Source organism: Chryseolinea sp. T2 (genome assembly GCF_037203685.1).
Lineage (GTDB): Bacteria > Bacteroidota > Bacteroidia > Cytophagales > Cyclobacteriaceae > Chryseolinea.
Map to the genome: position 1 here is coordinate 93,826 of NZ_JBBCAU010000002.1, position 13,114 is coordinate 106,939.

Annotated in this window: 7 protein-coding genes; 5 read left to right on the forward strand and 2 right to left on the reverse strand. The window is 48.4% G+C overall.

Translation table 11 applies throughout. From position 1 onward, the window contains the following. Positions 1-39 precede the first annotated feature (39 nt). Both WBG78_RS05365 and WBG78_RS05370 read right to left on the reverse strand, forming a co-directional pair. Positions 40-1,869 carry an ABC transporter ATP-binding protein gene (locus tag WBG78_RS05365; RefSeq protein WP_337325358.1) on the reverse strand — a complete coding sequence of 610 codons (1,830 nt, stop codon included), beginning with the start codon at positions 1,867-1,869 and terminating at the stop codon, positions 40-42. A 361-nt stretch (positions 1,870-2,230) separates the two neighbouring features. Continuing rightward, on the reverse strand, positions 2,231-3,076 hold the full coding sequence (locus WBG78_RS05370; protein ID WP_337325359.1) for a PAS domain-containing protein: 846 nt from the start codon (positions 3,074-3,076) through the stop codon (positions 2,231-2,233). A 398-nt stretch (positions 3,077-3,474) separates the two neighbouring features. Between WBG78_RS05370 and WBG78_RS05375 the strand changes: the two genes are divergently transcribed. The 5 genes from WBG78_RS05375 to WBG78_RS05395 all read left to right on the forward strand — a co-directional run bounded on the left by WBG78_RS05375 (position 3,475) and on the right by WBG78_RS05395 (position 13,111). Continuing rightward, a complete protein-coding gene (locus WBG78_RS05375; protein ID WP_337325360.1) occupies positions 3,475-5,310 on the forward strand; it encodes a 3-keto-disaccharide hydrolase in 1,836 nt (611 codons plus the stop codon). Positions 5,311-5,318: 8 nt separating this feature from the next. Further along, positions 5,319-7,364 (forward strand): plastocyanin/azurin family copper-binding protein, encoded by a 2,046-nt coding sequence (locus WBG78_RS05380; RefSeq protein WP_337325361.1) that lies wholly within the window; start codon positions 5,319-5,321, stop codon positions 7,362-7,364. Between the two features lie 57 nt (positions 7,365-7,421). Next, on the forward strand, positions 7,422-9,881 hold the full coding sequence (locus WBG78_RS05385) for a glutaminase family protein (RefSeq protein WP_337325362.1): 2,460 nt from the start codon (positions 7,422-7,424) through the stop codon (positions 9,879-9,881). A gap of 154 nt (positions 9,882-10,035) precedes the next feature. Next, a complete protein-coding gene (locus tag WBG78_RS05390) occupies positions 10,036-11,076 on the forward strand; it encodes a glycoside hydrolase family 43 protein (RefSeq protein ID WP_337325363.1) in 1,041 nt (346 codons plus the stop codon). Between the two features lie 22 nt (positions 11,077-11,098). Further along, complete coding sequence (locus tag WBG78_RS05395; protein WP_337325364.1) at positions 11,099-13,111, forward strand: beta-L-arabinofuranosidase domain-containing protein; 2,013 nt, start codon at positions 11,099-11,101, stop codon at positions 13,109-13,111. The last annotated feature ends 3 nt before the right edge of the window (positions 13,112-13,114 follow it).

A 13,114-nucleotide genomic window follows, 5' to 3' on the forward strand; every position in this document is an offset into this window, starting at 1 on the left:
ATCGGGAAGTAACATTGAATTGTTGTTGGTACAACCCTTTCATGACTCATCTTCCTGCAAATACCGGCTTGCCTGCATTGTATAGAGAGCGGCATATTTCTTGTTGAGTGCCATCAACTCCTTGTGTGAACCCTGCTCAATGATATGACCTTGTTCAAGCATAAGAATCTTGTCGGCATTTTTTACAGAGCTAAAACGATGCGTGATTAAGATCACTGTCTTTCCCTCCATGTTCTCTTCCAGTGAACTAAATATCTTTTCTTCTGTAACGGCGTCTATTGATGCCGTTGGTTCGTCAAGTATTGTGATAGCCGCATTGCGATAAAACATTCGTGCCACAGCAAGGCGTTGATGTTGCCCTTTGGAAAGATCAGTGCCTTCGCGGAATTCTTTCCATATCAGCTGGTCAAATTTGCGGGGAAATGTTTCAATGAATTCGTCAGCTCCCGAATAGCGGGCAGCTTCAGCCATTTTCGATTCGTCGACAGGCGTCAGAATATTTCCCAATCCGATGGATTCGCGAATAGTGAGATGATAAAGCGGGAAATCCTGGAACAGGACGCCGATTGCACTTTGCCAGTCGCGCAGATTAATGTCCTTCAGGTCGACACCATTGACCAGAATCTGTCCTTCTGTAGGATCGTAGGTTCGGCACAATAATTTGATGAGCGTGGTTTTCCCCGATCCGTTCACTCCGATGATTGCAATCTTTTCGCCCGGGCTGATGGTAAAGCTGATATTCTTAACGACGAGAGGCGATTCAGCATCTTCACCCGGATAACGAAAAGAAACGTTTCTGAACTCGACGCGTGGTGGTTGTTCAAACTTTACGCGCATGGCATTGGGCGACGATGTTAATTTTGGTTCAAGAGCAAAAAGATCGAACCAGCGTGCCGCATACCGCGACGATTCTTCTGTAATGGATATAGATTCAATATAACCATTAACAGTCTGATAGAACCGAGTGTAAGTGTTGAATGCCAGCAGCAGTGCTCCGACGGCTATGCTGCCAGTAAGCGATTGTTTCGTCATCAGGGCAATGGCAGCAAACAGAAACAGCAGGTACCAGAGACTAAGTACGCCATAGGAGAGAGACTTTTTTCTTTCCGCGCGTATCACCTTACTGTTGTAATTCGAAAGCCGGTCGTAGATCTGTCCCCTGAACCAATCCTTCAGCTTGAGCAGGATCAGGTCTACTGCCTTTTGCATCTCTTCGAAGTGCGATAGCCGGTTGCTGATCACACGGTAATCTTCGATAGATAGCCAGCGTATACGAAACACTTCCATGCTGTACTTTTTATAGAAGAAGTATATGGGAGCGGCGGCAAGTGCAGCGAACAGCACCAGCCAGGGACTTAACGACCAGAGGATAATCATTGAGGTGAAGATGCCGGCAAAGCTGGAAGCAGAGGTAAATACGAAATCCTGTAGGCCGAGTATGCTATTGGTTCCCCATTCATGGGCACTGCGAAGAAGGTTCTGATAGGAACTACTTTCTATTGTTCCAATATCGAGTGCACTTTGCTTGTCTACCCGATACATGTCGAGGTAGAGATCCTGCGCCATTCGAAATTTGGTTCGAAGAAAGCCGACGAGGTTAGCCAGCAGCGTAGGAACGAGAAAGGAAAGCCCGAGGATCACGGCTGAACGAATAAGATCGTTCATGGTTGATGTACCCTGCTTTATAGCGATGATATCATCAACGATTGCTGAGAAGCTTGTGAATTGAAGATAAACGATTGAGCCATTAAATACATTGAGCAAAATCAGAAGGAGAAATGTTTTGCGGTCTGTACGCCACGCGAAGCCTATCGCCTTAAATGCAATGGCGAAGAGACCTTTGTCGTGTGGTGTGTTGTCCTTGCTCACCGCACAGAGGATTCGGGATTAGCGATTGGAATCATCGTCGTTGTAATAGCACAGATCAAAGTACATAATTTAGAAACGCGGAACTAAAACGGCATGTTACTGTATTGTTCGTCGGTGGCGTTATTCTTATGTTACTTTCTTCGCGAGGAAACCGGAGCAGCCTGATGAGGGGTACTGACAAACTCTGGAGAAAACCGTTAACAGGCGGCGACTTGATTTTGTCCGTTAGACGTAAAAGGTGCTGGTGGGGTCAAATTTACCAGCTCAATTTTGAGGTTTTTGGCCGGGTCTACACGGTTTCCAGCCTGATTTCGACAGATTATTGGATGTTCTCTAGGCAAAGCGTCCTGTTTGCAGTGGGCTAGGCACTGTGGTGCTCATCAATTTCACTGAGCTCTTCAGTAATTTCTTTGAGAACTTTATCGATATCGTGCGCCTCGCCTTTTAACTTATCAAAGAACCAGGGATAATCTGCGTCCTTCGTCATCTTCGACACCTGGATAAGCCCCAGCAATCTTGCGAGAGGACCACGAACTTCATGCGCTGTCAGGTGTGCGTACTTGATTAGCTTCTCATTGTACGTGACCAGATCAATTTCCATATTCTTTCGCTCCGTGATGTCGATGTGAGTTCCCAGTGTTATGTTGGTCACCGTGCCGTCAGGTTTGAGCAGCGTGCGACCGCGTGACCATATCCACCGATACTCACCATTCAAGTGTTTCATGCGGAAGGTGGCTTCATACATCTCGGGCGATCTTTTGCCCAGATAATTAGAAAAGTCTTCGATAGCTTTTTGGCGATCATCGGGATGGAGCAGGCGCATCCAGATGTTCTGAATTTTCAGCGGCTTGTTATCGAGGAAGGTACTTTGATCATATCCCAACATTTCGAAGTACTCGGGGCTGCACCATTGATATTGAGTGTCTGTATGATATTCCCAGGCACCTGTTTTCGATGCGGCGATTATAGCATGGTATCGTGCCACATTTTCGGCGGCAACGGCCTCTACTACGTTTCGATCACGCTTTGCGCGATCAACCACGAACAGCATAACAACGCAACAGCATGTTCCTATGAGACTGGCAATGATAGTGGCTTCAGAATTTGGCTTGTTGATACTCGCGCCCAAAATGACCAGGAGTGAAATCAAAATGGTCCCCAGGCATAAGTACACTAATATCCGGAAGCGCTTACGCGATAATTTCATACGGATGGTTATCGTTCAACGTGATTGGGTGACTAATAAAGAGTTTATCAAGGTAATAAATAACGAAACATGCCGGTGTTCCAGTTCAAAGCAAATGAGCATGTGGTCGTTATGACAATATAAGTGGAACTCCTGGTTATTGATTGAAAAAGCATCAAAATCCACTTTCGGGTAAGCGATTGGAGGTCATTCTTTTGCTTCTTCAATGGGCGGTTTGCGCTACCGATCACAACAATTGGGTTATTTCAAATGCGTCAGCTCAGAAATGTTGTTGTTTTTTATCTGACGCCGTGCGAGATTGGGAGGCCTGGTCTTAGAGCAATAACCAGAGCCAGGGTAAATCCTGAGCACTGGAGCGTTTAAACCAGGCGAAAAAGTATCTAGATCGAAAGAGAAGAATGAACCGTATCTCAAGATTGCGCATGACACTTTGCGCATCGCTGGCACTTGCCTGCGGATTAACAGACACCGCGACGGCACAGCAGCGATTTGTTACCACCCCCATTGATCTGACATCGATGAATGCCTTTGTCTCGCCCGCTCCAAACTGGACGTTGGCCGCAGGCGTGAATGGGAGCTTTGAAGACGCGTCACTAAAAATCGACAAGGGAACTGGTGTTCTTGTCAATCAGTTTAATCCGAAGATCCAATTCAAGCCCGAGGCCAATCTCGTATCCAAACTCGAGCATGGCGATCTTTTCCTCTCGCTTGATTTCATGATGCCCAAAGGTTCCAATGCCGGCATCTATCTGCAGGGACGATATGAGGTTCAATTGTTTGACAGTTGGAAGTCGTCGGTACTTCATGTTGCCGACTGCGGAAGCATATACGAGCGATGGGATGATTCAAGACCGGAAGGAAAGAAAGGGTTTGAGGGTCATGCTCCCGACGTAAATGCGAGTTTCGCTCCAAACCTTTGGCAGCACCTGGAGATTCAGTTTCAGGCGCCGAGGTTTTCGTCTGATGGAAAGAAGATTTCGCCCGCGCGCTTTATAAAGGTAACGCTGAATGGCGTGATCCTTCATGAGAACGTGATTGTGAACGGGCCCACCCGTTCGTCGGCTTTCCAGGACGAAAAGGCCTCGGGGCCGTTAGTAATTCAGGGAGATCACGGTCCATTGGCAATGCGCAATATCAACTACGCGTTGCTGAACGATTTCAAGGTAGAGCTCACCGATCTCCAGTATGTTTATTACGAAGGAAAGTTCAACTCGTTTGCAGACCTTACGGAAGAACGCGTTACGCGGAGAGGCAAGGCGAATGCAGTAGACGTTACGTTGGCCGATAACATTAATGCTGCCGGCCTGATCTTTACCGGAAAGTTTCAGATCGCTGAGCAACGGCCCTATCAATTCATTGTTCAGCGCTGGGGACATTTAAGCCTTAGCGTCGACGGCAAAGAAGTAATCAGGCAGCACGATCTGTTTGGTGAGGAGTCGGTATGGATCGATTTGGCGAAAGGCGAACATACTTTTGTGCTAACCTACATGAAGAACTATTCGTGGGCACCATCTGGAATTGGTTTTCTGATTGGTACCGCGAATGCACGACCTTTTGCCATGCATGCTGAGGCTTCCATTCCGGTAATTCCGCCAGAGCCTTTGATCGCTATCGAGCCGCAGCGAGAGCCGGAGATCATTCGATCATTTATGTTTTATAAGGGCAAGAAGAAGACTCACGTTCTCTCTGTCGGATTGCCTGAAGGAATTAACTATGCACTTAACCTCGATCAGGGGGCGATTATGAAGGTGTGGCGCGGCCCGTTCCTGAATGCAACGGACATGTGGTACGAGAGAGGCGAGCCGCAGACTTCGGCGCCTATGGGAGCCGTTGTAGATCTGTCAGGAAAAGCACCGATCTGGCCCGACGGAGTAAGCCGTGATTCCGTTGCCATGGCGTACGAAGGTTATACTTTGGACGGTGCACGCATACCAACTTTCATGTACTCGGTGGGAAGCCTGCACGTAGCAGACCTGATCAAACCGGCAAGCGGTAACGACGGCCTTACACGCACATTGACGTTTTCAGGACCCTCTGCAAATGCTACCGTCGTTTTGGGTGAGGGCTCGAAGATCACGAAGATCGACAAGCGTCTCTACGTCATTGACCAGCGTTACTACATCCGGTTGGCAGATGATAGGAGCGAAGCTCAGATCGTAAGTGGCAGCTCGGGACAGGTGCTGATACTGCCGCTGAAGTCTGCCATGTCAATTTCTTATTCGATCATTTGGTAAGTACACTCATGATGAAAATATCCGTGAAAACGAACCGATATATACAACTGCTGTTTGCTGCAGCATGCATAAGCGTCAATAGTGTACAGGCTCAGAGCAGCCGTCCCCAGACGGAAGAAGATTTTTACTACATCAAAACCATTCCTATTCCCGAAGAAGTAAAGCTGGAAGTGGGTGGAATCGCGGTGCTGAATGATGGTAGCATTGCCGTCAGTACCCGGCGTGGGGAGATATGGTCCATTGAGAATGCCTACATGACTTCAGGCCAACCAAGGTTTTCAAGGTTCGCCTCCGGGATGCATGAGACTTTGGGGCTGGCCTATTACAATGGCGCGTTCTATACCACACAACGAGGAGAGCTTACAAAGGTGATCGATGTTGATGGAGATGGAAGAGCGGACCGATATGAATCGGTATACCGGTTTGATATCAGTGGTAACTATCATGAGTACGCTTACGGTCCGTTGTTTGACCGCGACGGCAACATGTATGTAACGCTGAATGTTGCGTGGATCGGTTACGGGGAGAGCCTTGGTAAATGGCACGGATGGTTGTTGAAGATAAACAAGGATGGAAAGATGGAGCCGATAGCGGCGGGACTTCGTTCACCTGCGGGCTTTACCATCAATTCTGCGGGTGATGTGTTTTATGCCGAGAACCAGGGTGACTGGGTTGGGTCGGGACGTGTTACACATTTGGAGAAAGGTGACTTTGCCGGAAACGCAGGGAGTCTCAATTGGACCAGCGAGCCGGAGTCGCCATTGAAGCTCACCAAGAAGCAACTAGCCACTGTCGACAACGGTGCGCCTATGCATGAAGCGGCGAAAACCATCAAGGAATTGAAAGTTCCGGCTGTCTGGTTCCCCCAGACGCTGATGGGTATTTCAACATCGGATATTCTTGAGGACACTACGCATGGTGCATTCGGTCCGTTCGAAGGCCAGTACTTTGTTGGCGATCAGGGTCATTCCAAGATCATGCGGATGACACTGGAAAAGGTGAAAGGTGAATATCAGGGTGCATGCTTTCCATTCAGGGAGGGATTTGCATCCGGATTGCTTCGCCTGCGATGGGGCATTGATGGTTCCATCTTTGCGGGTATGACCAGTCGTGGATGGGCAAGCACCGGGAGGGAGGATTACGCGCTGCAGCGTCTTGTCTGGTCCGGAAAGATGCCATTCGAAATGAAGAACATCGTAGCGAGGCCCGATGGTTTCGAGATCACTTTTACAAAGCCCGTAGACCGCGAAGTGGCGAAGAATGCCATGAACTATAGCGTGAGCGGATTTACATACCACTATCATCATCAATATGGCAGTGAGATCATTCAACAGGAGGCATGTAATCTGAAAGGCATTGTTGTGGCCAACAATAACATGAGCGTGAGACTCGTCGTCGACAATCTCAGAGAAGGTTTCATACACGAAGTAAAGCTGAATGGCATTGTTGCCGGCGATGGAAGCAATCTTGTTCACAATACCGGGTACTATACGCTGAACCATTTGCCCGACGGAGAACCGCTCACACTTACTGAAGAACAAAAGGTCGCAGTACATCATCACGCGATGCCTGAAGCCGCGGCGGCGACGACTGCAGCGGCAGCATCAGCCACTAAGAAGACAACCGCGCCAGCGGCGAAAATGGCAAAGCGTCAGCTTACCATGCCTAAAGACTGGAAGCAACCTGATCAGGTGATCAGTTTGGGGACGAAGCCCGGTCTTAAATTTGACGTGACAAGTTTGCAGATGAAGGCCGGTTCAAAGATTAAACTGATCTTCAACAACAACGATGACATGACTCACAATGTCGTGTTTGTTGCCCCGGGTAGTGCTAAGGAGGTTGGCGATGCAGCGTTCAATATGGGATTGACCGGAGCACAATTAAGTTACATTCCTGGCTCGGTAAAGGTCCTTAACCATACCAATTTGCTGCAGCCGGGAGCTTCAGAAACGATCTACTTCATTGCTCCCGACAAACCCGGTGACTACACGCTGCTGTGCACTTATCCGGGACATGCAATGATTATGCAGGTGCCTGTGCAGGTTGTGAAATAGAGCAAGTCAATACTTATCAAGCAGACGAAGAACGGAAAACTTTCAACCACCAGGCAAATGCAAAGAAGCATTACGTTATCCTCTATCATAATACTTTTCTTCCTTCTCGCTCCGGGTGCAGAAGCGCAAATCACAAGGGCCCCTGCATATCCCTTAATCACACATGATCCGTACTTCAGCATTTGGTCGGCGACCGATGAGATTAACGCTTCAACCACACGGCACTGGACCGGAAGTGATCAGTCCACTGCTGGTTTTGTAAAGGTCGATGATAAGGTGTATCGTGTATTGGGTAGTCCGGAACGTCTGTTCGAATCCGTGCTACCTGCCGCCGATGAAAAGTCGTATGAGATTACTTACACAGAAGCAAAGCCAGCTGACGGATGGCAGAATGCCGATTTTGATGATAGCCAGTGGAAGCGCAGTATGGCCCCCGTTGGTAACAACCGAGCGACAGACAAGACGTTATGGGAAACACGCGACATCTGGGTGCGCAGAACTTTTTCAATGAACACACCTGTTAAAGATGAGCTCTTTCTCAAACTGCTCCATGACGACAATGCCGAACTATTTTTGAACGGCGTACAGATTTACGGTTATAAAGGCTGGCTGAACAAGTTCAACTATTTCGCATTATCGGACCTCATCAAAAAGAATCTGAGAAACGGCAGGAATGTAATAGCTGTTCATGTTGAGAATACTGCGGGCGGTGCTTCGCTGGATGTTGGGCTCTCGAAGCAGATTGTTACCAAAGATGAAGCATCGGTTGTGAAGGCAATGCAGCGTTCGGTAACAGTAACTCCGACGAGAACCATCTATGAGCTTACCTGCGGTAAGGTGGATCTGCAGTTGACATTCATTTCTCCATTGCTGATGGACGATCTGGATCTGTTATCGCGGCCGGTGTCTTATGTGTCGTATCGGTTAAAATCCAACGACGCATCGCCGCATGATGTGTCTGTTTACTTTGGTGCATCATCCACTCTTGCTGTGAATTTGTCTTCGCAGGAGGTAAAGGCAGAGCAGATGGTTAAGAAGTTATCCACCACTAAATCTTTAAATATTCTGAAGGCAGGCAGTAAAGCACAGCCGGTACTACAAAAGAAAGGCGATGACCTTCGAATCGACTGGGGATACCTGTATGTGGCGGCATCTTCTGAGAACAGTACTCAGTCAATTACCAGTTCAGGGCACATATCGTTTGGCGATGTGAAATCGAACAAGCTTCAGGGTACGAACCTTTTGTTGAATACCGTGGCAACGTTGGGAAAGGTTGCGGAACAATGGAAGGAGCAGGTTTTTCTGGTTGGATACGATGATGAGTATTCTATTCAATATTTCGGTACAAATCTCCGGCCCTGGTGGAGCAATGGCGGTACCCGTAGCATAGACCAGGAGTTGATTGCAGCGATGAATGATTATGAAACCATTGCCAGGAAATGCGAGACATTTGACAAAGAACTTTTCAGCAGGGCACAGAAAGCCGGCGGAGAAGAATACGCGAAATTATGCGCGCTTGCCTATCGCCAAAGCATTGCTGCACACAAACTGGTGAAGAGTCCTGAGGGAGAGATCTTGTTCCTTTCGAAGGAGAACTACAGCAATGGTTGCATTAATACTGTTGACGTAACCTATCCTTCGGCGCCGTTGTACCTTGTCTACAATCCGGATTTATTGAAGGGAATGCTGAACGGAATATTCTATTACAGTGAGAGTGGAAAGTGGACAAAGCCATGGGCGGCCCACGACATCGGGACTTATCCTCTTGCCAATGGTCAGGTGTACGGTGAGGACATGCCGGTAGAAGAAGCCGGCAATATGATCATCCTCACAGGAGCGATCTCGAAGGCGGAGGGAAAAGGAGACTATGCCAGGAAACACTGGAAGGTACTTTCCCAATGGGTTGAGTTTCTGGTAAAGGACGGTTTTGACCCAGCCAATCAGTTGTGCACTGATGATTTTGCCGGACACCTTGCGCGCAATGCAAACCTGTCGATGAAGGCCATTGTCGGGATCGGTTCGTATGCTATGATGGCCGATATGATCGGCGAGAAGGATGTAGCAACAAAGTACAGGAAAATAGCCAGCGAATATGCTGCCCGTTGGATGAAGATGGCGGACGATGGTGATCATTACACACTGACTTTCGATAATAAGGGGACGTGGAGTCAGAAGTACAACCTGGTTTGGGACAAGCTTCTGAAGTTAAATCTGTTTCCTCAGGAGGTTTACGACAAGGAGATCGCATACTATCTGAAGAAACAAAACACATACGGACTCCCTCTCGACAGCCGCAAGACCTATACGAAATCGGATTGGATCTGCTGGACGGCAACGCTGGCAGCGAATCAAAATGACTTCAGGGCCCTCATTGCGCCTGTGTATGAATATGTGATGAAAACTCCCACCCGTGTTCCGCTCTGTGATTGGAATGAAACTACGGATGGAAAACAAGTCGGTTTTCAGGCACGAAGCGTTGTCGGCGGCTATTTTATCAAGCTTCTGGATCAACAGTAGTTACAGGATTCGTAGTATTTACTGAATCATAGCAATTGCGGAATCAACAGTAAACAGATTGTCAGCGGCCGAATGATCAACAGCGGACTGTTCCAACTATCAGGAATGCAAAGATCAACCTCATTATAAAAAATGCGATGATCAACACCTCATTATGAAGCAATCAAAGGTCATACTGCTCAGTGCTGTGAGTTGTCTGCTGGCAACAGTGGCCGCGGCACAATCAACCTTCACGAACCCATTATTGCCCTCCGGACCCGATCCATGGAACATTTACGTTGATGGTTACTACTATTACACCAACACTCTTGGCAATCGCGTAGACATATGGAAGACGAAGGACCTGTCGCAATTGAAAACAGCTGAGAGAAAGACCATCTGGACTCCGCCGCCGAATACCATGTATTCAAAACAATTATGGGCACCGGAGATACATCACCTCAATGGGAAGTGGTATGCTTACTTCGCCGCTGATGATGGAAACAATGATCACCATCGTATGTACGTATTGGAGAACAGCTCATCAGATCCAATGACCGGAACATGGAACTTCAAAGGTAAGGTTGCTGATCAGGACGACAAGTGGGCGATTGATGGTTCGGTGTTTGAGCATCATGGTAAGCTGTATTTCATTTGGTCGGGATGGGAAGGAGACAAAAATGGAAGGCAGGACATCTACATTGCTGAGATGGAAAATCCATGGACGATCAGGGGCAGGCGTGTTAGAATTTCGAAGCCTGAACTCGATTGGGAGCGACACGGGGATCTTAACAATCCAAATGATCCGCCGCACGTGGATGTAAATGAAGGCCCGCAGTTTCTGAAGCATGGCAAGAACGTCTTCATTGTGTACTCGGCGAGCGCATGCTGGACTGATTTCTATGCATTGGGAATGTTACAGGCCGATAAATCTGCTGATTTGCTTGATCCATCGTCGTGGAAAAAATCTGAGAAACCGGTGTTTAATCAGTCGACGGCTAATGGAGTATTTGCACCCGGACATAATTCATTCTTTAAGTCACCGGATGGCCAGGAGGATTGGATATTGTATCATGCTAATGATGAATCTGGACAGGGATGTGGCAATAAGCGTTCGCCGCGTGCACAGAAGTTTACATGGATGAATGATCTGCCTGTGTTTGGTGAGCCTTTAAAGGCAGGAGTTCCCTTACCAGCACCTTCGAAGGCACCTTAGAGACTATGATAACGTTAAACCAATGATCTTGAAAACTATTAAGTCACTAGTTGTTGCCGGTCTGGTTGCGGCATCGTTGAATACTCTTGCCCAGAATGGCCTTGCGAAGCAGGCATATCGTGAACTTCCGCTAACCGCTGTTAAGCCACAGGGTTGGTTACAGCAGCAATTGCAGATCATGTCGCGCGGTTCCAGTGGTCATCTCGATGAGGTTCATCCAAAGGTAGCTAAAGACAACGGATGGCTAGGCGGCAAGGGTGATGGATGGGAAGAAACTCCATACTGGCTCGACGGCGCTGTGCCACTTGCTTTTCTTCTCAATGATGCTGCGTTGAAAGACAAGGTCCTGAAGTACATTAACTGGACGCTCGATCATCAGAGACCATCGGGGTATTTTGGTCCCATCACGAAAGACGAACGCGATAAGGGAATTCAAATAACAGAAAACAACTGTGAGTCCGGGGAAGATTGGTGGCCCAGGATGATCATGCTGAAGGTGCTCCAGCAGTTTTACACGGCTACAGCGGACCCGAGAGTGATTCCGTTCATGACAAAATACTTTCACTATCAGTTAAATGTGCTCGATAAATGTCCCATAGGTAAATGGACCGAGTGGGCTACGTCGAGGGGTTCGGATAATGTGATGATTGCACAGTGGCTTTATTCCATCACGAAGGATGAGAAGCTGCTGAGGCTGGCGAAGAAAATCGACGGGCAGTCATTTGCGTGGAGTAAGTGGTTGGGTGATCGCAATTGGGTTATGAATGCTGCTGCTTATCAGGGAGACAAGGCCTGGATGACGCGTCACGCGGTGAATGTAGGCATGGCGTTGAAGGCGCCCGCAATCAATTATCAGCGCACGAGTGATCCTCAATATCTTGAGTCGCTGAAGACAGGTTGGAATGACCTGATGTTATTGCATGGACTGCCAATGGGTATCTTTTCGGGTGATGAGGACCTCCATGGCAATGCGCCTACCCAGGGCGTTGAATTGTGTGCGATTGTTGAGGCCATGTTCTCGCTTGAAAATATTATCGGCATTAGTGGCGACGTGCAATACATGGATGCGCTGGAGCGTATGACGTTTAATGCACTGCCCACGCAGACCACGGACGACTACAACATGAAACAGTACTTTCAGATCGCCAACCAGGTGCAGGTGTCGCGGGGAGTGTTTGATTTCTCATTGCCGTTTGATCGGGAAATGACGAACGTGTTTGGCTTGCGCAGCGGATACACCTGCTGTACGGCGAACATGCATCAGGGATGGACTAAGTTCACTTCGCACCTTTGGTACAGCACGCCTGATGGGGGACTGGCAGCGCTTCATTACAGTCCGAGTGATGTAAAGACAAAAGTTGGCAACCAGGATGTCACCATTCATGAACGCACGGATTATCCATTCGCGGATAAGATTGAATTTGAGATTGAAGTGCAGAAGCAGGCGAGTTTCCCGTTTCATCTTCGAATTCCGACGTGGTGCCGGGAGGCAGTGATCAGTATCAATGGGCAGGAGCTGCGCAAAGAGGCCGGCGGAAAAGTTATTGCGCTGGAGCGTGCGTGGAAGAACCACGATAAAGTCAGTTTGCATTTGCCTATGGACGTTGCAACCACGACCTGGGGACGCAACTCGCGGGCTATTGAACGCGGTCCGTTGGTTTATGCCCTGAAGGTTGGGGAAAAGTGGGAGAAGGGAAATGAAGCAACTGAAGGTGACTACTACAGCATTTACCCGACGACTGACTGGAACTATGGAATACTGGAGTCGGTGGTGAAAGACCCGAAGCAGCTTAAGGTGACGACTAAGGCAATGCCTTCATCATTTGTATGGAACCAGCAGAATGCGCCTGTCTCTATCGTTGCACCAGCGAAGAAGATCCCTGGATGGAAGGCCATTGATGGCGTTGCGTACCAGCCGGTAACGGAAAGGTTTGGATTGTATCGCGGTGAAGTCGCGCCGACGGTTGAAGAGATCGTATTGATTCCGTATGGATGTACGAAAGTGCGTGTGGTGGCGTTTCCGGTGGTGAAATAGCTC